The following is a 20,810-nucleotide window of genomic DNA, read 5'->3' on the forward strand; positions in this document are numbered from 1 at the left end:
TGTCACTCATGCAGATGCGGGAAGCCGTGGCGCTCGGCCAGAAGCGCAAGAATGCATTTGGTGTCGTCGGCGAAGGCCTGGCCCTTGGCCGTCGGCAGGTCGGTGGGCGGATCGCCGCCGATGACGAGCACCGGCAGGGACTGATGCCGCTCGCCGAGCGCGTCGATCACCTTGTCCCTCGGCCTCGCGAACGGCACGCGCTCGACGTCCAGTCTGGCGGCGAGATCGGGAAAGGCGGCGAGCATCCCTTCGACCTGGTTGCAATAGGGACAGACGAATGTCCGGCCTGGATGTTTCGGGTCGGAGAAACCCGGCTGAATGAGAAAGAGCTTGTCGCGCGCCATGGTCTGCCTATTCCGCGGCTGCCGCGGCGGACCGCGAAAACCGATTTGCCGGCCGCTTCAGGCCGAGATTGTCGCGCAAGGTCCTGCCCTCATACTCCTGACGGAACAGGCCGCGGCGGCGCAGTTCCGGCACCACCAGTTCGATGAAATCCTTCAAGCCGCCAGGCATGATCGGCGCCATGATGTTGAAGCCGTCGGCGCCGTAATTCTCGAACCGCTCTTCCATGGTGTCGGCGATCTGTTGCGGCGTGCCGACCACCTGCCAGTGGCCACGGGCGCCGGCGATGCGCAGATAGAGCTGCCGAATGGTCAGATTCTCGCGCCGTGCCAGGTCGATCACCAGAGCCTGCCGGCTCTTGCCGGCGTTGGTCTCGGGCAAATCCGGCACGGGCCCGTCGAGCGGGTATTGCTGAGATCGAAGCCGCCAGCCAGCGCCGACACCAGGCCGAGGCCGACTTCCGGCTGGATCAGGTCCTGCAGCTGTTCGAACTTCTCCTGCGCCTCGGCTTCGGTCCGGCCGACGACCGGGAAGATGCCAGGCAGCACCTTCAGGTCATCTTCCGAGCGGCCATAGTTGCCGAGCCTGCCCTTGACGTCGGCATAGAATGCGGTGGCTTCGTCGAGCGTGATCTGCGCGGCGAAAATCGCTTCCGCGGTACGAGCCGCCAGCTCCTTGCCCGGACCGGACGCCCCGGCCTGGACCACAACCGGATGACCTTGCGGCGTTCGCGGCGTGTTCAGCGGACCGCGCACCTTGAAGTGCTGGCCCTTGTGGTTCAGCACGTGCAGCTTGTCCTTGTCGAAATAGCGCCCACTCGCTTTGTCGCGCGAGAAGGCATCGTCTTCCCAGCTGTCCCAGAGGCCGAGCACCACATCGACGAATTCTTCAGCCCGGTCGTAGCGGTCGCCGTGCTGGATATGCGCCTCGTGGCCGAAATTGAACGCCGCTTCCGGATCGGAAGAGGTGACCAGGTTCCAGCCGGCACGGCCGCCGCTCAAATGATCGAGCGAAGCGAACTGGCGGGCCAGATTGTAGGGATCGGAATAGCTGGTCGAAGCCGTGGCGATCAGGCCGATGTTCCTGGTCGCCGCCGAAAGCGCCGACAGCAGCGTGATCGGCTCGAACGGATAGACGCCGCTATGCGCCTTGCGGCTGGCGACCTCCAGATCCTTCAGCCGCGCCGCGACGCCGTCGGCGAAGAAGATCGTGTCGAACTTGGCCGCTTCCGCCAACCTGGCAAGTTCAATGTAGTCGCTGAGGCTGGTTCCCTCGCCCGCCGCCGGATGACGCCAAGCGGCGACATGGTGGCCGGTGAAGAGCAGAAACGCTCCAAGCTTGAGCTTGTCCTTGCGCCTGGCCATGTCTCCCGCCTCCTCAGCGATACAATCCGCCGACCGGGAATTCCCCGGTCAGCAACCAGGTGCCAATGGTGCGCTTCTTGTACTCGGCCGGATTGTGCAGCGTGTGCGTTCGCACGTTGCGCCAGAACCTGTCGAAGCCGTTGGCCTTGGTGGCCGAGCGGGCGCCCATCACCTCGAAAACCTCGCTCGAGGCATCGAGGCCGATTTGCCCGGCATAGACATTGGCGGTGGCGAGATCGATCGCCGTCTGCCCGCGCTGCTCCAGGGTCAAGGCCTCGCCTTGGCTATAGGCGGCATCGACGCTTTTCGCCGCCACATCGGCGAGTTCGGCCGCGGCGAGCGTTCGGATATAGAGATCGCCATATTTGCGCTGCACGAACGGGTCGTCCGTGTGCTTCTCGTAGCCGGAATAGATCCAGGGGCGCGATTGCGAGACCGTATAGTCGCGCCCTTCGCTCAGTGCTCCCTGCGCACTGCCGACGAACAGGTTGAGCAGGACCGCCTGCTGGAAAAGTGACGTCAGCGTCTGGAACGGCGTTAGCGGCGCCGCGGGTGAGCCGATCAGTTCGTCGTCGCAGACATGCACATCCTTGAAGGTCACCTTGCCGGAACCCGTCTGGCGCTGGCCGACACCATCCCAGTCGTCCTCGATGACGATGCCTTCGCGATCGGCCGGGATCGCCGCTGCCAGCCGGTCCTGACCGTCCTCCCAGGCGACCTGGATATAGTCGGCGATATGCGAACCGGAAGAAAAAGGCCGAAAGCCGCTGAGGATCCAGCCCTTGCCGTTGCGCTTGGCCGTCGAGGTCTTTGACATGGCGTTGCCGGAATTGCCCCAGACCCAGTTTTCCCGGGCTGAGCGCGTTAGCAGCTGATCCTTTTGCGCCTGCGTGCCGCGAAACAACACGCCGTTAAGCGGCAGATGATGGTAGCCGTAGAGATGGGCGAGCGAACCATCGGTGCGGGCGAATTCGCGCACCACGCGAAGCACCGACAGCCAGGATGCGCCCTTGCCGCCATAGCGCTTGGGAATCTGCGCCGACGGCAAGCCGCTCTCCTTCAGCAGCCGGATCTGTTCGACCGGCCGTCCGCCGGCCTTGTCACGCGCCACCGCATCCCGATCGAAGATCTCGCGCAACTCAACCGCCGTGGCGACGAACGGGTCGGAAAGGTCAGGGCTGAAGGTCATCGGCACTTGTCCATTGAAATGCGTCTATTCCGCCGCGATGGTCTGCGCCGGCCGCCAAACGGCAGAGGCATAGGCCTCTTCGCCGAATTCGGCCGGATGGCTGCCGGTTATGCGGCCCTCATGGCTGTCGAGATCGGCGAGGAAGAGATCGCGGCTGATGCGGGCAACCACGGCGGGCACATCGCGCCTGATCGACGGGATATCGCCGATCGGCAGGCCGAAGCTGACGAAGCCGCCGGGATTGAAGACATGGACATCCTTCAGGAACGGCGCCTCGCCCGGCGCCTTCTCAAGGAATTCATGACCGAGACCGAGATAGGGATGGGCGCCGAAGAATTTATCGCGTTCTGCTTTGGGCGGCGCGTACTGGTCGCGCCACAGGCGGATAGAGGCGGCGAAATCGGCGAATTCGGGCTTGCGTGTCGGGTCGGCGAAATAGCCGGTACCGGCGATGACGAAGTCGAAGGCAAACGTCTCACCGGCGATCTCGGTGACGACCTTACCGCTGTCGACACCGGCCTTCGTCCATGGGGCGCCGAGGTGCAGGTGGAAATTCTGGTGCCGCACCACCCGCTCCACCGCATCGGGTGGCGGCGTCGAACCGGCATCGCGAAACCGCAGCGCCTGGCGCCAGCGCACCGCATCCGGCAGCAGCGGATAGTTGTCATAGGCACCGGGATAGCCGCGGACGCGATTGATCGGCACGCTGGCAATGCTGTTGCGGCGGGCAAAGAGACGCACCGATTTTGCCCCGGCCTCAAGGGCCGTCCCGGCTGCATCGAATGCCGAAGCCGCGGAACCGACGACAGCGATCGCCTTGCCCTTGAGCGAGGCAAAATCGATTGCCGCCGAACTGTGCGCGACGATACCCGGGGGAAGAGCTGCGAACACATCCGGTATCACCGCACCGCCGCTGCCGCCAAAGCCATTGGCCAGGATGATCTTGCGCGCTGTTTCGACCGATCGTTTGCCTTCCGCTTCGAGATCGAGGCGGAAATGCCCGGCAGCCGGCTCGATGCGCAGGAGACGCGTGCCGTAGCGGATGCCGATACCGAGGAACTCTCGATACCATTTCAGGTAACTCGCCCAATCCGTCCGCGCGATGCGGTCGAAACCGGCATACGCTTCCGCACCGTGGCGGGCTTCATACCATGACTGAAAGCTCAAGCCTGGCAGACCGAGTTCTGGTCCCGGCAGGCCTTTCGGCGTCCGCAGCCGGTTCATCCGCGCATGGGTAAGCCAGATGCCGGCCTTGCCTTCGTCCGATGCGGCGTCGATGACCGTGACCTTGCCGATGCCGGCGCGCCTCAGCGCGAAGGCGAAGGTCGCGCCCGTCTGCCCGCCACCGACGATGAAGACATTGTGGTCGATGCCCTCCCGATCCGGCACCCAGTTCTGCGGATCGGGACCGATCAGTCGAAGTGTTTCGCGGGCGTCGTGATCTGGATCGGACGGTAAGGCCATTTCGGTCCCGGCTGAAGTTCAAGCGTTGCGCCAAACTCCGCCTCGCTCGACAAACAGTCCAGAAATGTCTGCTTTGATTGCCCGGTAGTTTTTTTCACTTGCATTGCAACGACGCGCTTTCACCGCCGACCGAATGGGCGGTGGGTGTGGCCTCCCTGAAGCCGGAGCATCTTTTGATATTGCAGCGAGCGCAGGCACTGTTACGGCTCCCGCACAATACGCATGCGTAGCCGGGCATTGGTGTCGAGGACATCAGCAGCGCCGCGTGGCATCAGCTTTGTGTGACGTCCGCCATCTGGCAGACGGCAGATCGCGGATACACTGGCGACGGCCCTCGCGAGATAAGTCAGCGCAGCTATTCAAAAGGCGTCCTAAGAGTGCGGTCGGATACTCCGTCGCAAGAACGGATATGGACGAGAAGGAGAACTTTCGTGTGCAGTTGTTGCACACAAACCCTCATAAACATTTGATTTTATTTATCTATCTTCCCCATCCATCATCGGCGCCACCGCAAGTCTGTGGCGTAACATATTCATTTCATTATCTTCTTAATGTCTCTGTCAGACCAATTTGGCGAGGATGCCCACCCAAACGTAACCGAATTTACGATTTTGCCGCAGCAACTGAAAGCCTCTCAGCTACATCAAACTTTTCGCTGCACACGTAGGGCGCATGAAACGGGTGAGCAACGTCCGCTCCGCCACTGCGCATCGCGCTGCCACGCTGGTCTTGTCTGACGATCGAACGCGCCGTGCCTCAGGTGGATTGGCGGATCACCAGTTCCGGATCGATCAGCGTCACGATCGGCGTCGGTAACGGCTTGCCGATCATCGACAGGATCCGCTCAACCGCATGGCTGCTGACCTCGGCGGCGGCATAGTTGATCGATGTGATCGGCACCGAGCTGAAGTCCGCCGCTTCGGTGTTGTCATAGCCGACGATCGCCAGTTCGCCGGGCACGGAGACGCCCTGCTCGCGACACCAGCGCAACGCTCCGATGGCGAGCGAATCGGTCGTGGCAAACAGCGCCGTCGGCCGCTGCTTCGGCTTCATTGCCTCGCCGATCGCCTGAAAACCGTCGGTCGCCGAATGGCCGCCGGGCTTGACCACGACGAGCGCATCGGTGGGAAGCCCTGCCTCGGTCACGGCGCGAAACGCGCCGTCATGCTTTTCGCTGTTGCCGAGCAGCTGCGCCGCGTCGAGCATGGCGATGCGACGATGGCCGCGCTCGATCAGGTGCCGGACCGCCTTGTAGCCGCCGCTGCGGTCGTCGATCGCCACCACGTCGAGGCCGGCAACCGGAATATCGGCAAGCACCAGTGCGGGATATCCGACCTGACGCACCGCGCGGATGTGGTCGAGCCGGTCGTGGTTGGTCGGATAGATGAGGATGCCGTCGACCTGCCGCGAGCGGAACACGTTCAGCGCACTCCACTCCTTGGCGGAATCGTGGTCGCTGGCGGCCAGCATCAGGGAATAACCACGCTGGGCGAGCTCCCTCTCGAGGAAACGCGACACCAGCGTCAGCGTCGGGTTCATGATGTCGGTGAGCACCAGCCCGATCGTCCGCGTCTCGCGGCTGACCAGCGCCTGCGCGATGGTGTTCGGAAAATAGTTCAGGCTCTGCGCGGCCGACTGGATACGGTCGCGCGTTTCCTCCGGAATTCGCAGACTGCCGCGCAGCGCCAGCGAAACGGTGTTCGCCGAGTAGCCGGTGGCCACCGCGATGTCCTTCAGTCGGGTACGGGTTCTCTGCAAGATCTCGTCACATTGGCCATGTTGCCTGAGAGGACTTAAGCCGGCAGCAATCCCTCTTCGCGCAACCGTTTCAGACCCTTGTACTGAAGGCAATCGGCGTGCATCTCCATCAGCTCGATGCGATTGCCGTCAGGATCCTCGATCCAGGCCTGGCGGTTGCCGTCGAGCCCGTCCTTGATCTGTGCGGTCAGCTTGATGCCGTTGGCCTCGATCGCCGGGCAGAAGCTGTCAAGATTGTCGATCGTCAGGCACATGTGATTGACGCCGTTGGCGTTCCAGCCGGGAGCGCGATCGTTTTCCGCACCGGGAAATATCTCCAAGAACACCTCTTCCGTGATCCTGAGATACACCAGCCAAGTGCTGCCGTCCTTATTGTGAAGGCGCAGCATCTCGGGAAAGCCGAGCTTGTCCCTATAGAAGGCGAGGCTGGCGTCCAGGTCCTTCACCTTGATGGCGGCGTGGCCGAAGCCGGTGATCCCTTTCATGACGTTTTCCTTCCGATAGGTCGAATTTCGTATGAGCGTTAATATCGCCTTTGCTCCCCGCCGCGCGCTTTGTCAATATGAATTCTCACCCGCCAAAGCGCGGGTTTGCTGCGCTGCAGCGTCGTTTTCTCGAATGCCCGGTGCCATTTGATCCCGATTTGCTTGTTACTGTTGACAGAGCGATATCGTCATGATTGGTTTAACGCTAATATGAAAATTGCCAGGGCCGCGATCGGCTAAGGCAGGCCTTCGAGGGAGGAACCCGAATGGCGCTCAGGTGGAGCAAGGTCTCGCCGCAGCTTGCGCTGATTCCTGCGCTCACGGTCACCCTGGTGGCCTTCGCCGGCGCCATCGGATGGACGATCTGGATGTCGTTCACGCGTTCGCGTCGTTTCCCTGACTACGCGATCGACCCCGCAGTTTGGGCGCGCCAGTATGACCGGCTTTTCAGCGACGGCGTCTGGATGACCTCGCTCCGGAACGTCGTCGTCCTGGCGATCGGCAGCGCGCTCGCCATCGTGCTGGGTTTCATCCTGGCCGCGATGATCGAGAAGGAAAAGCGCGGCGAAGGCTTCTTCCGGACGATTTTTCTCTATCCGCTCGCGGTGTCGCTGATCGTCACCGGCATCGTCTGGCGCTGGATGTTCAACCCGGCCCTCGGTGTCCAGAACTTCCTGCACCAGCTGGGCTGGGAAAGCGCTAATTTCAACTGGCTGGCCGATCCGGCCACGGCAATCTACGGCATCATTCTCGCCTCGATCTGGCACGGGCTCGGCTTCTACATGGCGCTGATGCTGGCCGGCCTGAAGTCGATCAACACGGAAATCTGGAGCGCCGCCAAGCTCGACGGCGTGAGCTTCTGGCGGCTCTACGTCGAGATCATCATTCCGATGCTGAAGTTCACGTTCCTGACCTGCGCGATCCTGCTGTCGCTCGGCGTGGTCAAGACCTACGACATCGTGCTCGCCATGACCAATGGCGGACCCGGTACGTCAACCTGGACGCCGGCCTATTTCGTCATCAACGCCTATTCGACCCGTTCCAACATCGGTTACGCGTCCGCCGCAGCAGTCATCATGCTGTTGATCACGGCTGCCGTCTTCCTGCCGCTGATGCTGGTCACCGCCTGGCAAGTCCGCCGTCGCCAGGCCGCCGCCGTATGAATGCCGTGTCCGCTTACGAGACATCAGCGGCCGCGCGCATCGGCGGGCGCGTCTACCCCCGTAGGCGCCGCCGCATCAAGGGAGCGTCGATCGCCGTCCTCGTGTTCCTCGCCATGTGCGCGGCCTTCATTTCGATCCCGCTCTACGTGGTGATCGTCACCTCTTTCAAGACAATGGACCAGATCGCGCTCGGCGAGGTCTTTTCGCTGCCGACCACCTGGACATTCGAAGGCTGGTGGAAGGCCTGGGCAGAAGTCTGCTCGGGCATGACGTGCGAGGGTGTCAGGCACGGATTTTTCATCTCGCTCGCCATTCTGTTCCCGAGCCTGTTCCTGTCGATCGCCCTGGCGTCGGTCACCGGCTACGCGCTGGCTCTGTGGAACGTCCGCTGGGCTGGCCCCTTTCTGTTCGTATTGTTCATGTGCGTCTTTGTGCCGTTCCAGATCATCATGATCCCGTTGGTCGCCCTGACCGCCTCGCTCGGCATCTACGGCACCATTTGGGCGATCGCCGTCATCCACGCCGTGCTGGCGATGCCGCTGCTGACGTTGATCTTCCGCAATTTCTACAAGGACGTGCCGCCCGAGATCATCAACGCGGCGATCATGGATTCCGGTAGCTTCTGGCGCATCTTCGCCGAGATCATCCTGCCGATGTCCGGCAACATCATGATCGTCGTGCTGATCCTGATGATCACCAGCGTCTGGAACGACTTCCTGATCGGGCTCACCTTTGGCGGCATGGGCGCCCAACCGATGACCGTCATCCTGGCCAACACCGTCATCACGGAGCGCGGCGAGGTCCACTACAATGTCGACATGGCCGCAGCTTTGCTGACGGCCATCCCGCCGCTGGTGGTCTATTTCGGGCTCGGCAAATTCTTCGTCCAGGGCATCACCGCCGGAGCCATCAAGGGATAGCCGTGCCGAAGGTCGAATTCAAAAATATCGTCAAGCAGTTCGGGCGCGTCACCGTGCTCGAGGATCTCGACCTCACCGTCAATGACGGCGAGTTCCTGGTGCTGCTCGGCCCGTCCGGCTGCGGCAAGACCACATTGCTTAACCTGCTTGCCGGCCTGCAGGAGGTGACCGCAGGCTCGATCACCATCGGCGGCCGCGATGTCACCGATCTCGATCCCAAGGACCGCGGCCTGGCCATGGTGTTCCAGTCCTATGCGCTCTATCCGACAAAAACGGTGCGCGGCAACCTGAAGTTCGGCCTCTCGGCGCAACGGCTCGACCGCGGCGAGATAGAGCGGCGTGTCGCCTGGGCCGCACAGCTGTTGCGTATCGAACCGCTGCTCGACCGCCGTCCGGCGCAACTGTCCGGCGGCCAGCGCCAGCGCGTCGCCATCGGCCGCGCGCTGGTGAAGAATGTCGACGTGTTCCTGTTCGACGAGCCGTTGTCCAACCTCGACGCCAAGCTGCGCACCGAGATGCGTCTGGAGATCAAGAAGCTCCACCACGACCTCAAGAAGACGGTCGTCTACGTTACCCATGACCAGGTCGAAGCGATGACTATGGCGACGCGGATCGCTGTAATGGACGGCGGCGTCATCCAGCAGATCGGCACGCCGGACGAGATCTACGAGCGGCCGGCCAACCTCTTCGTCGCTCGTTTTGTCGGCTCGCAGCCGATGAACGTCTTCGAGACGACGATCGATCTCACCGGCAACCGCGTCGTCGCGACCCACCGGTCGACCGGCGTCGAGATGGACCTGTCCGACTATTCCTTCATCAGGCAGCCGGCCACGGGCATGAAGGTGCTGGTCGGCTTGCGGCCGGAGCATTTCTCGATCGGCAGGCCGAATGGCGGCAAACCGGCCGCCATCTTCGACCTGCCGCTGCGCTACAGCGAAAAGACCGGTAGCGACGGTACCGCCTTCTTGGCGGCCGCCGACGAGCTGCTGGCTGTGCATGTAGACCATTCGCAGATCGGCGCGCTGCGGGACGGCGCCAGCGTCAGAGCGATCTTTCCGGCCGACCGGTTCAATCTTTTCGACGCCGAAACTCGGAGTCGGATTTAACATCAATAGGGAGGAAACGATGTCCAGAAGACTGACGTCCAAGAGACTGCTGGGCGCATTTGGACTGGCGCTGGCGATCGGCGCCGCGCCGTTCGCCAGCGCCGCCGCCACCGAGCTCAAACTGTTCCATACATGGTCGAATGAGAGCGAGATCGGCGCGCTCAACGCGATCGTCAAGGCGTTCGAAGCGAAAGGTAATAAGATTACCGAGATGGCCGTGCCGCACGAGCAGGCCGGCTCCAGCCCGCTGGTCAGCCTGATCGTCGCCGGCACACCACCCAATTTGTTCATCAACTCCGAGCCTGGCCTTTATCGCGATCTGACCAAACGCGGACTGGGCGAGCCGCTCGACGCCTATTTCGACAAGATCGGGGCGACGCCGAATTTTCCCGAAACGGTTTTGAAGTCAATCAAGGTCGACGGCGAGATCCGCAAAATCCCGACCGGCGTCCATATCGACGGGATGATCTACTACAACAAGAAGGTCGCCGCCGAGGCCGGCGTCGACCCGACCAAATGGGCCTCGCTCGACGATATGTTCGCCGACATGAAAAAGGTCCAGCAGGCCGGCTTCACCTTCATCGGAGTGGGCGGCAACACGTTTCAGGCCGGCTATCTCTTTCATGCCCTGGTCGCTGCCGTCGCCGGCCCGGACATATACAACCGCTTCTATGGTGAAACGCCTGACAAGACTGTGTTCGACGAGAAAGGCCTGCGCGACGCGATCGACATGTTCCGCAAGATCACCAGCCAGGCCGACGCGGGCTGGGTGAACCGGCAATGGAACGAGACGACCAGCACGGTCATTTCGGGCAAGACGCTCATGCAGATCCATGGCGACTGGATGAAGGGTCAGTGGAAGGCCAACAAGAAGGTGCTCGGCGAGGATTTCGGCTGCATCAACATTCCCGGCACCAAGGCGCTATCGGTGACGGTGGATGCGTTCGGCATCCTCGGCGGCCAGCCCGATGACGTGCTCAAGGCAGAGCTCGACTTCGCCGGTACCGTCGTCGACCCCAAGATCAACGCCGAGTTCGCTTCCATCAAGGGATCGAGCCCGGTGCGCCTGGACGTTCCGACCGACAAGCTCGACGCCTGCAACCAGCTCGTCCTCGACTCGCTGAAAAAGCCCGGCTTCAGCGTCCAGAATCCTTTCAACATATCCGACACCGACTGGCTGAACTCGGTGTGGAATACGATGTACACATTCCAGGGCGACCCCGACATGACGGTCGACGACGTCATCGGGGATTTCCGCAGCGAATACGCGGCGGTCTTCCCGTAATATTGGTTGAGTCCGCGCCGCCCACCTGCCTCGCGAGTTCGTCGAAGGACGATACCCTCTCCCGTGAACGGGGAGAGGTTGATCGATCATTTGGCCAACTCAACGCGCCGCCACTAACCCACGGGAAAACATTTTGCGCAACAGACGGCGGGGGCAACTCCTGCATCCATTGACAGTCGTCATGCTCGGCTGGAGAATGAAGAAGGTCAACGGCGATAGCCATGCGGGAAGGCAATGGTCCAACCGCCAGATACCGGACACCGTCCTGGCAGCGTCGTCGCGGTCATCGTCATTTGTTTGATCATCGTCGCTTTGTTCTTCATAGGCTTCAGATACTCAAGGCCAGGCCAAGGTACCCTCGTTATTCCTGGCGGTACGCTGCAGCAACCGTGAATCCGACCCCTTGGCGCTGATGCGGAGCCGTTCTCGGGCTACCAAAAGTGCCCCGGCGGGACTGGGGACGACAGCAAGAACCGTCCGGCGCTTCGCGGCCGGTCTTTTGCATCCCGCCGCGGCCTTCCTTTCCCACCTAAACAACCAAGCCTGGCCGGTGTGAGGTCGACATACTGGGAGACGACGAGCCCCATCCACCAGGCACTAGACGGCCCTGATCAGCCGGAGCAGAGAAAGCGCCTCGAAAAAGGTCCCCTTGCGAAAGGCGAGATAGGTCGGCTCTTCGACACCGTGGAACCGGCGCTTGAAGGCCGCCTGCCCCTGCAGGTTGAAGCGGGTGCGATTGACCCACGGCGATTCATAGGCGCGCTGGAAAGCGCACCGCCAGAAATCGCTTTCGACAAACCCGCTGGGTCCGATTTCGACCAGCGGCGACAGGCCGAGGGTAACGACGGAAACACCTTCGTTGCGAAAGCGGTCGACCGCAAATTTGGTCAGGCCGATCTCGGCATGCGCTGAGGCATCGATGTGCTTGCGCTTGAACGAGGTGGTGTAGCCCATGACCTTGCCGTCACTGAACAGCGGATCGAAATCCAGCAAGGCAACGAGCTCTCCATCCGGACCGTGCAGGACGAAGCGGCGCATGTCGATGCCAAGGTGATCGGCAAAGGGCCTGTTGAGAAACCTCATCTCCCAGCGCTTGACGATGCGGTCTGCCCGCCAGTTCTGGGAGAGCCTGGCAATCTCGTCGAGGAAAACGGTCCCGTTGTCCTCCGCAAAGGAAAACCCCTTCCTCAAGAGCCAACGTTCGGAATAGCGCACTGTCTCATTGCGCCTTCCGGAAAAGTCGTGGCCGGGCAGGACAAGCCTGGTGTCGACGCCAAGGCGGTTGACCTGATAGCCAAGCCCGGCAAGCACGCGCGCCGTCTGTTCGCCGATCTGCACGAACCACGGGCTGCCTGCAACCTCGACGAAACGTTTGATATAGTCGCGCCGATCGGCCGGGGCAGCCATTGGATCACCGAGCGCGAAATGATGTCGCGTTTTGCTGCCGTAAGCGATGTAGCCCTGGGCATCGCCGAAGTAATGAAGCCCCTTCTGCACGGCGGCCGAATAGGCAAGGGAAAAATCACCATGGCGACGGACCAGCGCCAGGCGCTCGACATGGTTCAGCTGCAGCCGCGGTATTTTAGGCCCGCGGTTTTCCAAAAAACGATCGAGGCGTCTTCGCAATGACGGCATGGTCGACTTTCGCGTGCCGGCTAGGCCGATGAAAGAGCTGACGGACCCCAGACCGATCATATTGCCGCGAGCTGATCCTTACCTGGTGCGGCATCTTATCCGGCCGGAACCGCCAGATTTAGGCACAATCCGCCCCCGGTCCCGCCCCAAGGCGGCACCACGCATTGTTGTCGACGCCCAGCGTCTGACGGCTGGTTGCTGCGCTCTTCGCGACACGAAATCGATTCCACTTCGGAAGCGCTCACCTGCCAAACACGATGGCGCTTATCGAACTGCGCTCTGAGAAGATTGTGCTTGATCTGAAGCCAGGAATTCGTCGCGTTCTGCTATCCACAAATCGGCATAGTCGACATTCTGCCACTCGGCAAACCACGGGCCGCCGCTCGTATAGTGGACCGCCTTAGGTGTGCCGACAGCAGGCTTTTCGTTCCAGCCTTCGAGCCAATTCCACTCTACCGGCAATGAGCCCAGATCTTCGTCGGCAACCCACTGCATTCGGTGAAGATAGGCGCCACTTTCCTGGTTCACGACCTCTGGCGTGAGCGATTTGACCGAGGGATGCGCGCAATTGAACAGCATCAACGACGACCAGTTTTTCCGAGGATAGGATGTCTGGACCACGCCATCCATCTTGGTCGTGGCCTTCGGCGTATAGTCATGCTGGACGCAATAGACCGCCTTGTCCGAGTCCGTATATTTCAGCAGGCCTGCGACGTCACCGAGCCACAGGAAATCGCAATCGCAAAACAGGGCCCAACCCGTGTAGCCGGCGAGAAAGGGCGTCAGAAAGCGCGTGTAGGTGAACTCCGTTGAGGCGAGCGGGTCTTTTTCCCGCCAGTACAGCCCGCGGCTACGCATCTCGTCCTGCTTGATCGGAATGACGGAGACAGGCGCCGACGCATGTTTGAGCAGCGAGTGGCGCGCGACGTCGTACGCGATCGGCTCACGGCTGTCCCATCCGATAAATACCCTAAACGCATCAGTCATATTCACTACCCTGGCTTTCGATTTTAACGGTCGTACACTAACTAGTTGGCGATGGCTCGGCAACAATGGCGGTCGCCCAAGCCGGTTTCTCACAGATTTGTCCTGGCCTCGGTCTTGCTGGTTCGGGTGGAATTGGCCTCGCTCCCCAATGCCACACGCGCCCATTTCTGATAGGTGTAGCTGGCGGAATAAGCGGCAACCATCGCCCCAGTGGAACCGTCCAGAAATCCCAGCCGGAAAACATAGCTGCGCATATAAGCCCAGACAGAGCGCAAAACCGCCTTGCCTATCGAGCTTTTTTTGCCCTCGGCAAGCAGCCGCGCGGCGGACGCTTCGGCGTACCGGCCAATCTTGTCGTGGGCATCCGCCAGGTCGGCGATGGAGTCGTGCTCGATCGGCTGGGACAATCGCCCGACCTTCCCGTTCACCACTACTTTCTCGTGCACGGTATCGTCGCTGAAGCGCCCGGAGCGGTGACGAAATAGCCTGAGCACCAGATCGGGTGACCAGCCGCCATGGCGGACAATATGCCCGCAAAAGCGCGATCTTCTCGGTATTTCGAAGCCGTCATAGCCTTTTGGGTCGGCGATTGCGGCTCTGATTTCCGCACCGAGCGGCGCCTCCACCCACTCATCGGCATCCAGCGAAAGGATCCAATCCCCCGTTGCCGCGGCAAGCGCACGGTTTTTTTGCGCGCCGAAACCGGGCCAATCAAGGGTCATCAAAACCTTGGCTCCGAGATCACCGACAATGTCCCTGGTTCTGTCGCTGCTGTCATTGTCTAGAACGACGATTTCGTCGGCAAAATCCACCGAACGAAGGCAGCGCGCGATGGACGCCTCCTCATTGCGGGTGATGATAACGACCGAGAGCACCGGCACGGTCAGAAGGTTCCGGCATCAAAGCTGCCGCTGTCATTCGAATGTATCTGCAGCATCGGCTCCCGGCCTGTTAGCGCACTGAGGGTACTAACCTAATCCAACAAAGTCGAAAATCATTTCAGATCAAGGCTTTCATACAGCGCCATCATTCGCGTTATCATGAGGTTGAAATCATAATCCTCGGCCGCCGCTCTCACCCGGGTCGCGGTCTCAAATCGTAACGACAACTGCAGCGCGTGCGCGAGCCCTGCAGCGAGGTCGCTTTCGCTGGCCGCGTCGCAAACAAGCGTCGGCTCGAACCGCTCGACAAGCTCGCGCGCTCCGCAGCCGGTGCTTACCACAGCGGGCAAGCCGCTGGCCATGGCCTCGATCACCACCGTGCCGAAAGGATCATAGATGGAAGGCAGCACGGCAATATCGGCCGCGCCGTACCACGGCAACATGTCCTTTTGCGGCCCCAGCATCTTGAGCCTTGCGCCGAGACCCAGCCTGTCACCAGTCTGCCTGAAGGCGTTGGCGCGCGAATCGTGGCCGACGACCCACAATTCCGGCTCGCCATCGAGCCTGGCGACAGCCCTCATCAGTGCAAGAAGCCCCTTTCGCGCAAAGCCCGAGCCGACAAACAGGACGACCGACCTGTTATCGTCGACGTCGAGCCGCGCGCGGACCGCGGTCCGATGCTGTTGGCGCAGTTGCGGATTGAAGCGGTCGAGGTCCACGCCGTTGGGGATATGGTGCACATTTTCCGCCGGATAATCGTAGTGACGGACAATGTCGTCTGCGACCATTTTCGAAATCGCAATGACAGCTTTGAGCCGTGGGCTGGCATAGGTTGCGCGCTCGAGGCGCAGCGTCTGGCGGTGAAAAGGGCTCAGCGCCATTGCCGCCCTGCCAAGCCGCGTCTGGAAACGCCGCCGCTCGGCAAGATAGGCGGCATGAACGCCCTCCCCGGCCCGGAAGACATCGCAGCACGGGAGGCGATCGTTGCTCTGCACCAGCGCCCGTGGCATCTCGGCGATCTTGCGGCAGGCGGCTTGAGCAAAGGACGTCGCCCGCAGCGAACGCGGAAAGCGGCGGCCGGCGCAATGGATGAACTCTATCCCTTCATTACGCGGCCAGTCGCCGGAGAGCACGGCCACCGGCCGCTGACGCGCCGCGAACGCGGCCATGATGTTTTCCAGCATGATCTCGCCTCCACCGAAAGGCGCATAACGCTGGCGCACGAACAGGATCGGCACTGTCGGTTCGGCTTGGACCTGCCGATCATGCTGAGACAGAGCCATTTGACCTCGCTACGCCGTGAAGATTTGCACATGATCGACTGGAGTGTCGTTTTCCTGAGGTAGACTGTGCGCCGCCGAGCAGAAGCCGCGCATTGCCGTCAGTAGCCGAAAGCCTCAAAATCCTCGGCATAGAGGCTAGAGACGATCCCGCGCGATCTCTTATCATAGTAATCGTCGGCCTTGCTCGTCGCATCCGTTCGGCTTTGGCTGCGGTGGATGGTGTTGCTGATTTGCCTGCCGCCACTGATCCGATCCCACACCTTTTGGAAGTCCTCGGCGAAATTTTCGACACGACCGATAAAATCAAACTCGGACGTGGGCATGACAAGCGACGATGTCTGCGGAGCCCAATGGAGGTCCGCGTACAGCCAGCCATCTTCCAGGAGATCACAAAATTCACAGAAAGTCGGGATATTGCCGCGCTTACCGATGTTTTTCTTTCCCGTCGCGACCTTATCCAAATAGGCCGACAGCACGCGGCTGTAGGGATTCCGCACAAACGTGAACGCGAACACGTTCGAAATCGAATCAACCTGATCGACGGTCAATTGCGACGGACGCAACAGGGTGTCGCTCTGCAGCAATTGTTTCTTCGCGCCGGCGAGCTGGAACTTTTCGCGAAATTTAAGCTGGGCCAAGTTTATTGTGACCGTAGAGTTGGCCGACTTCGCAATGCGATTGTAGAAAAATCCGTGATCGGGATCAAACAATCCTTGCCGATCGGCGGTCAGTATCGTCAATTTGCCGCCATACGGGTATCGCTTGTAAAACGGAGAAGCCGGTATGGTCCTTTTGGCGACCGTTCGGCCAACCTTTGTTTTGATTTTCCGAAATCGTTTCAGCACATTCGAGCTCGATCCGTGAGTGGTTTCGTCCCCCGTTTACCGTGCCCACCGCGGCGTATAGCGTAAGTCTGTCGACGCTGCCAAGTTAGAGATTGAATGTAAAAAATTTGGCGGAACATTTGCGTTGTCTAACGCCTTCCCACCCCCGGAAAAACATCGCAGCACAAAAGGCGATCATTGTCCTGCACCAGGGCCGGAAGCGTTGGTCGTGCTGTGACAAGCCCGTGCGACGCGCGATGCCTCTATCCACCTCAATTGAGCTTTCGAACTTGGCGGGAGTTTCTTCGCAGTCTATTAAGCGCCGTAAGCCAGCCTTGGATAGGGCAATGCGGTAAAGACAGTCTGCCTGCTTACAGGCCTATGCCACGACAGGTAGACTGATTTCAAGGCGAGGGTTTTTGCCGATGACGACCAGCCATGTTTCGCCCGATAATGTCGTGCCGGGCAAACCCCAGCTCGGCGCATTCCGTCGCCTCGAGCGCTCGTTGCGGCCACGGCTGCAAAGCCTTCGCGACGTAGTCAGGGAGCCGTTTCTTGCCTGGGCGCATCCGGAAGCCCTCGCCTTCTACCGCAGGGCCGTGGCAACCGCATACCTGCCGGACGACTTGATCGACGTGGTCCCGCAACTCAAGATCCTGTACCTGGCAACGCCGAAGGCGGCCAGCAGCCGCATTCGAAGCAACCTTGCAGCCATGATCGGCAACGACACCGTGTCGGGGTGGCGCAGCGACCAGAACTGGAAGGTCCACAACCGAAAGGCGTCACGGTTGCAGGCGCCTCGCCATGGCATCGTGCAGTTCCACCACATGGCGACAAGTGCTGAAGCCTTGCGATTTACCTTCGTTCGCAATCCCTACACCAGGCTGTTGTCGTGCTGGGCCGACCAATATCGCGACCGTCCCCTTGTGCCTGGCTATGGCAGGGTCGAGGTCTATCTGGCCCACCGCGAACGGGCCGATCCGGCGCTGCCTGTCGGCGCTGACAAGAGCCTGTCCTTTGCAGATTTCGTCGCCTTTGCCTGCAAGACGTCCACATGGCGCATCGACAAACATTGGCAGAGGCAAAGCGACATTGTCGAAGTTCCAGGAGTTGCGTTCGACCTCATCGGCAAGACCGAGACTTTCGCAAAGGATTTCGAACGGGTTCTCGATCATGTCGGTGCAGGCGACGATATGCGGCGCGCGGCGATGCCGCCCCTGCACACCTCCTCGCGTCGCAGGCTTGCCGACTACTTCACGCCAGAACTGGCGGATTCCATCTATCGCGCATATGAGCGCGACTTCGATCAGTTTGGCTATCCGCGCGCGCTTCCAGAGTGAAAATATCGGGCGTATCGCTCAAAGGTACCCGAAAGCCTGCATCAGGGGCTTCCCACGGCCCTCGGTAAGCTCCGCCAATTCCTGCTGACCAAGGTCGGTCTTCCATCGTCCGCGCCCGTCATAGATCGGCTGATTGACCTGCTGGTTGCGGAGTGCAGTATGTTGCTTCTCAAGTTCGACTTCGGCCGGCTTGAACCATTGCTGCGGCTTCCTGTGATAGTCGAGCAGGTCCGGGCTGAAGGGCAGGTTGAGAAAGCCGCAGATGCGCTCGACGATCTTGGCCGGATCCTCGACCAAATCCTCGTAGCGATAGATCAGTACATCCGGCTGTCCTTGTTCGGCGAGAACGAGCGCATTGTCGCCGATCCAGCGGTCGAGCGCCTCCCTTGGATCGCCAAGACGCTTGGCCAATGACGCCACGACGTCGCGCCCGTCCCGCACCGGCATCACGAAACGCGCCCCGGGCACGAGGCGGCGAATACGGCCGACGCGACGGATATGCCGCGGCGTTTTTTCAAGCAGCAAGGTCTTTCCGGCACCGCGCGCCGCGCGCTTCAGCTTCCAATAGCGAAACATCGCCAGCGGCGTCCATTTGAAGAAGACATTGGTTTCCTGGAACGGCAGGTAGACGTCGGGATGGGCTGCGAGGATCGTCGCGATCAACGTCGTGCCGCTATGACCGCAGCCGCATATGAATCCGGTCCGCATCACCATGTCGGCAGTGCTCCCATGGCCCGACCCCGCTCCGTCACGGCAAAAAAGAAATGCTGGCAGCCTTGAGGGTGGCTATGCGGAGGCATTCGAAAACTTGGCGCCTTTCAGGAAACCGGACAATACCGCCTCCTGATAGCTTTCCTCGGATTGCGAAGCCACGGCCGTTCGCTTCCAGCTTTGTGGAAGACCAAATCCCTGCTTCTTACGTTTGAGCGTGCTTGCCGGCAAAACATTGCGATATGCGTATTTAAGCCCGCCCTTAAGCTGGCCATCCTTGTAAAGAAACGACTCCGGCAGGCTGAACGCATATTCGATCATCGTTCGCGACAGGAACGGGATACGCGCTTCGAGCGAAACCGACATGCTCAACCGATCGACCTTGGTCAGGATATTGTTGGGCAGACTGGTATGAAAATCGAGATATTGCAGGCTGCGCAACGGTCCGAGTTCCGGCTTCCACCACGCCCTGAGATGGGCGAGTTCATCATAGTCAGCAGCGATGGCAAGGCGTTCGCGATAGACGTCGCGCTGCCATCTCGTTCTGCCGGAGCCAATGGCGATGGAGAGCTCGACCGGGTCACGCGTGGTGATCAGGCGCAAATTGCGGTCCTTCAGGCGCCACCCGCTCTGTGAACCGAACGGGACGAAACGTTGCTTCCTGCGAATGCCGCTAAACCGCTTGTATGAGCGATAGCCGCCGAAAAGCTCGTCCCCGCCATCGCCCGTCAGCACGACGGTCCTGTCGCGGCTGGCAAATTCGCAGACACGAAACGCCGGGATGGCGGCCTTGTCGGAAAGCGGCTCGTCATACCATTCCCGCGTGCGGTCGAAGACGTCATCGAGCTCTGTCGGCTGCAGGATCCGGATCGCGTGTTCGGCGCCGAACAGCGCCGCGACCTTGGCCGCCTGCGCGCTCTCGTCAAATCTCGGATCTTCGAAGCCGATCGAAAACGCCTTTGCCGTGGGGTTCACCGCAACGGCATGCGACAGGACAACCGCCGAGTCTATGCCGCCACTGAGAAAATAGCCGACCGGCACATCGCTCACCATGTGAGCGGCAACGCTCGCCTGCATGCGGTCCCGCAGCCCGTCGGCCAGGCGGTCGTCATTGTCCGAGCGGAGTTCGGTAGGCATGGTCCAGTAACGCCCGACATGGACGCGGCCGGTTTCCAGATCGAATGTCAGCCGACTTGCGGCCGGAAGTTTGAAGATATTGCGGTAAAGGCTTTTGGGCGCTGGAATATAGCGGCATGCGAGATAGTCCAGGACAGCCGTCTCGTCGATCGGCGGCAGATCGTCGCCGAGCCAGGTCTGCAGCGCTTTCAGTTCCGACGCCCAGGCAAATCGGCGTCCCGAATGGAAGTAGAAGAACGGCTTCATGCCCGGCCGGTCGCGGATCGCATGCAGCTTGCGGCGTTCCCCGTCATGGATCACGGCCGCATACATGCCGTCCAGCTTCTCGCAGAGCCCTTCGAGCCCCCACACCCGATAGCCATGCAGCACAACTTCGGAATCGGACTGCGAGGTGAATACGCAGCCTTTGGCAATCAGATCGGCGCGGAGCTCGCGATAGTTGTAGATCTCACCATTGACCGTGATCGCGAACTTCCCGTCGGCGCTGACCATGGGCTGATTGCCTGCCGCCGAGAGGTCGATAATGCTGAGGCGCCGAAACCCGTGATAGAGATCGCTGGTGACACGTGCGCCGCCATAATTCGGGCCGCGGTGCACAAGCGTGTCGCGGGCCTGGTCGGCACGATGGATATCGTCGGGCGAAAAGCCCTCGGCACGATAGACGCCGAACAATCCGCACATCATTGGCTCCGCAGGAAGATCTTCGGTTCGAAAGCTTTTTGCCGGCTCCGCCAGCCGGGCCAGACCAGTATAGGAAACTGCCTGGATGCTCAACCGCCCTGCTGATTTGTACGGTCAGGCTCGAGCGGCCTCGAGCAGGCGCCTCATGTTCTTCTCCGCCTCGTCCATCACCTCGGCCCAGGGCCGTAGGCGGCCGTGATCTGGGGATCGGCCCGGGCCGAGCGCGCGGGCCGATAGAACTCGCATGATGGATCG

At 61.0% G+C, this 20,810-nt stretch carries 17 protein-coding genes and 1 pseudogene; 5 read left to right on the top strand and 13 right to left on the bottom strand.

Annotated elements, in window-relative coordinates; all coding sequences use genetic code 11:
• Positions 1-2: 2 nt before the first annotated feature.
• From NKH71_RS25625 to NKH71_RS25650, 6 genes and pseudogenes are all read right to left on the bottom strand, one after another.
• Positions 3-344 (bottom strand): DUF3088 domain-containing protein, encoded by a 342-nt coding sequence (locus NKH71_RS25625; RefSeq protein WP_023717671.1) that lies wholly within the window; start codon positions 342-344, stop codon positions 3-5.
• A gap of 7 nt (positions 345-351) precedes the next feature.
• Positions 352-1,706: pseudogene (locus tag NKH71_RS25630) on the bottom strand (LLM class flavin-dependent oxidoreductase).
• A 13-nt stretch (positions 1,707-1,719) separates the two neighbouring features.
• The gene (locus NKH71_RS25635; protein WP_352482620.1) at positions 1,720-2,895 is read right to left on the bottom strand and encodes an acyl-CoA dehydrogenase family protein; all 1,176 of its coding nucleotides are present in this window, start codon (positions 2,893-2,895) and stop codon (positions 1,720-1,722) included.
• Between the two features lie 24 nt (positions 2,896-2,919).
• Positions 2,920-4,359, bottom strand: coding sequence for an NAD(P)-binding domain-containing protein (locus NKH71_RS25640; RefSeq protein WP_352790211.1), 1,440 nt, complete (start codon positions 4,357-4,359; stop codon positions 2,920-2,922).
• 756 nt (positions 4,360-5,115) lie between these two features.
• Positions 5,116-6,117, bottom strand: a complete 1,002-nt coding sequence (locus NKH71_RS25645; RefSeq protein WP_352482624.1) for a LacI family DNA-binding transcriptional regulator — start codon at positions 6,115-6,117, stop codon at positions 5,116-5,118.
• Between the two features lie 35 nt (positions 6,118-6,152).
• Positions 6,153-6,602 (bottom strand): VOC family protein, encoded by a 450-nt coding sequence (locus NKH71_RS25650; protein ID WP_023717674.1) that lies wholly within the window; start codon positions 6,600-6,602, stop codon positions 6,153-6,155.
• 266 nt (positions 6,603-6,868) lie between these two features.
• Here NKH71_RS25650 and NKH71_RS25655 point away from each other — a divergent pair, with 266 nt between their 5' ends.
• From NKH71_RS25655 to NKH71_RS25670, 4 genes are read left to right on the top strand one after another with little or no spacing between them, the layout of a single operon-like run.
• On the top strand, positions 6,869-7,765 hold the full coding sequence (locus NKH71_RS25655; protein ID WP_352790208.1) for a carbohydrate ABC transporter permease: 897 nt from the start codon (positions 6,869-6,871) through the stop codon (positions 7,763-7,765).
• The gene (locus NKH71_RS25660; RefSeq protein ID WP_352790205.1) at positions 7,762-8,685 is read left to right on the top strand and encodes a carbohydrate ABC transporter permease; all 924 of its coding nucleotides are present in this window, start codon (positions 7,762-7,764) and stop codon (positions 8,683-8,685) included. Before NKH71_RS25655 ends, NKH71_RS25660 begins: the two co-directional genes overlap by 4 nt.
• Positions 8,686-8,687: 2 nt before the next feature.
• Complete coding sequence (locus NKH71_RS25665) at positions 8,688-9,791, top strand: ABC transporter ATP-binding protein (protein ID WP_352482627.1); 1,104 nt, start codon at positions 8,688-8,690, stop codon at positions 9,789-9,791.
• Between the two features lie 19 nt (positions 9,792-9,810).
• Positions 9,811-11,076, top strand: a complete 1,266-nt coding sequence (locus tag NKH71_RS25670; protein WP_023717677.1) for an ABC transporter substrate-binding protein — start codon at positions 9,811-9,813, stop codon at positions 11,074-11,076.
• Between the two features lie 597 nt (positions 11,077-11,673).
• Here NKH71_RS25670 and NKH71_RS25675 read toward each other — a convergent pair.
• From NKH71_RS25675 to NKH71_RS25695, 5 genes are all read right to left on the bottom strand, one after another.
• On the bottom strand, positions 11,674-12,711 hold the full coding sequence (locus tag NKH71_RS25675) for a phosphatidylglycerol lysyltransferase domain-containing protein (protein ID WP_352790202.1): 1,038 nt from the start codon (positions 12,709-12,711) through the stop codon (positions 11,674-11,676).
• 264 nt (positions 12,712-12,975) lie between these two features.
• Positions 12,976-13,698, bottom strand: a complete 723-nt coding sequence (locus tag NKH71_RS25680) for a glycosyltransferase (protein WP_352494621.1) — start codon at positions 13,696-13,698, stop codon at positions 12,976-12,978.
• A gap of 89 nt (positions 13,699-13,787) precedes the next feature.
• Entirely contained in the window at positions 13,788-14,579 is a 792-nt protein-coding gene (locus tag NKH71_RS25685) for a glycosyltransferase family 2 protein (RefSeq protein WP_352790199.1), read from the bottom strand.
• A gap of 113 nt (positions 14,580-14,692) precedes the next feature.
• The gene (locus tag NKH71_RS25690) at positions 14,693-15,862 is read right to left on the bottom strand and encodes a glycosyltransferase family 4 protein (RefSeq protein ID WP_352790196.1); all 1,170 of its coding nucleotides are present in this window, start codon (positions 15,860-15,862) and stop codon (positions 14,693-14,695) included.
• Positions 15,863-15,960: 98 nt separating this feature from the next.
• Entirely contained in the window at positions 15,961-16,602 is a 642-nt protein-coding gene (locus tag NKH71_RS25695) for a sulfotransferase family protein (protein ID WP_023717682.1), read from the bottom strand.
• A 509-nt stretch (positions 16,603-17,111) separates the two neighbouring features.
• On the opposite strand from NKH71_RS25695, the gene NKH71_RS25700 reads away from it, so the two are divergent.
• Entirely contained in the window at positions 17,112-18,026 is a 915-nt protein-coding gene (locus tag NKH71_RS25700; RefSeq protein WP_023717683.1) for a sulfotransferase family protein, read from the top strand.
• Positions 18,027-18,044: 18 nt separating this feature from the next.
• Here NKH71_RS25700 and NKH71_RS25705 read toward each other — a convergent pair whose 3' ends face one another.
• Both NKH71_RS25705 and asnB read right to left on the bottom strand, forming a co-directional pair.
• Positions 18,045-18,740 carry a sulfotransferase family protein gene (locus NKH71_RS25705; protein ID WP_023717684.1) on the bottom strand — a complete coding sequence of 232 codons (696 nt, stop codon included), beginning with the start codon at positions 18,738-18,740 and terminating at the stop codon, positions 18,045-18,047.
• Positions 18,741-18,812: 72 nt separating this feature from the next.
• Complete coding sequence (asnB, locus tag NKH71_RS25710) at positions 18,813-20,555, bottom strand: asparagine synthase (glutamine-hydrolyzing) (RefSeq protein WP_352895406.1); 1,743 nt, start codon at positions 20,553-20,555, stop codon at positions 18,813-18,815.
• Positions 20,556-20,810: the final 255 nt, after the last annotated feature.

Source organism: Mesorhizobium sp. M0983 (assembly GCF_040318975.1).
Classification (GTDB): domain Bacteria; phylum Pseudomonadota; class Alphaproteobacteria; order Rhizobiales; family Rhizobiaceae; genus Mesorhizobium.

What these genes read in the sequence shown, in the direction of transcription:
- NKH71_RS25625 (WP_023717671.1), bottom strand. Translation starts at nt 344, where the DNA reads ATGGCGCGCGACAAGCTCTTTCTCATTCAGCCGGGTTTCTCCGACCCG.
- NKH71_RS25635 (WP_352482620.1), bottom strand. Translation starts at nt 2,895, where the DNA reads ATGACCTTCAGCCCTGACCTTTCCGACCCGTTCGTCGCCACGGCGGTT.
- NKH71_RS25640 (WP_352790211.1), bottom strand. Translation starts at nt 4,359, where the DNA reads ATGGCCTTACCGTCCGATCCAGATCACGACGCCCGCGAAACACTTCGA.
- NKH71_RS25650 (WP_023717674.1), bottom strand. Translation starts at nt 6,602, where the DNA reads ATGAAAGGGATCACCGGCTTCGGCCACGCCGCCATCAAGGTGAAGGAC.
- NKH71_RS25655 (WP_352790208.1), top strand. Translation starts at nt 6,869, where the DNA reads ATGGCGCTCAGGTGGAGCAAGGTCTCGCCGCAGCTTGCGCTGATTCCT.
- NKH71_RS25660 (WP_352790205.1), top strand. Translation starts at nt 7,762, where the DNA reads ATGAATGCCGTGTCCGCTTACGAGACATCAGCGGCCGCGCGCATCGGC.
- NKH71_RS25670 (WP_023717677.1), top strand. Translation starts at nt 9,811, where the DNA reads ATGTCCAGAAGACTGACGTCCAAGAGACTGCTGGGCGCATTTGGACTG.
- NKH71_RS25675 (WP_352790202.1), bottom strand. Translation starts at nt 12,711, where the DNA reads ATGCCGTCATTGCGAAGACGCCTCGATCGTTTTTTGGAAAACCGCGGG.
- NKH71_RS25680 (WP_352494621.1), bottom strand. Translation starts at nt 13,698, where the DNA reads ATGACTGATGCGTTTAGGGTATTTATCGGATGGGACAGCCGTGAGCCG.
- NKH71_RS25690 (WP_352790196.1), bottom strand. Translation starts at nt 15,862, where the DNA reads ATGGCTCTGTCTCAGCATGATCGGCAGGTCCAAGCCGAACCGACAGTG.
- NKH71_RS25700 (WP_023717683.1), top strand. Translation starts at nt 17,112, where the DNA reads ATGACGACCAGCCATGTTTCGCCCGATAATGTCGTGCCGGGCAAACCC.
- NKH71_RS25705 (WP_023717684.1), bottom strand. Translation starts at nt 18,740, where the DNA reads ATGGTGATGCGGACCGGATTCATATGCGGCTGCGGTCATAGCGGCACG.
- asnB (WP_352895406.1), bottom strand. Translation starts at nt 20,555, where the DNA reads ATGTGCGGATTGTTCGGCGTCTATCGTGCCGAGGGCTTTTCGCCCGAC.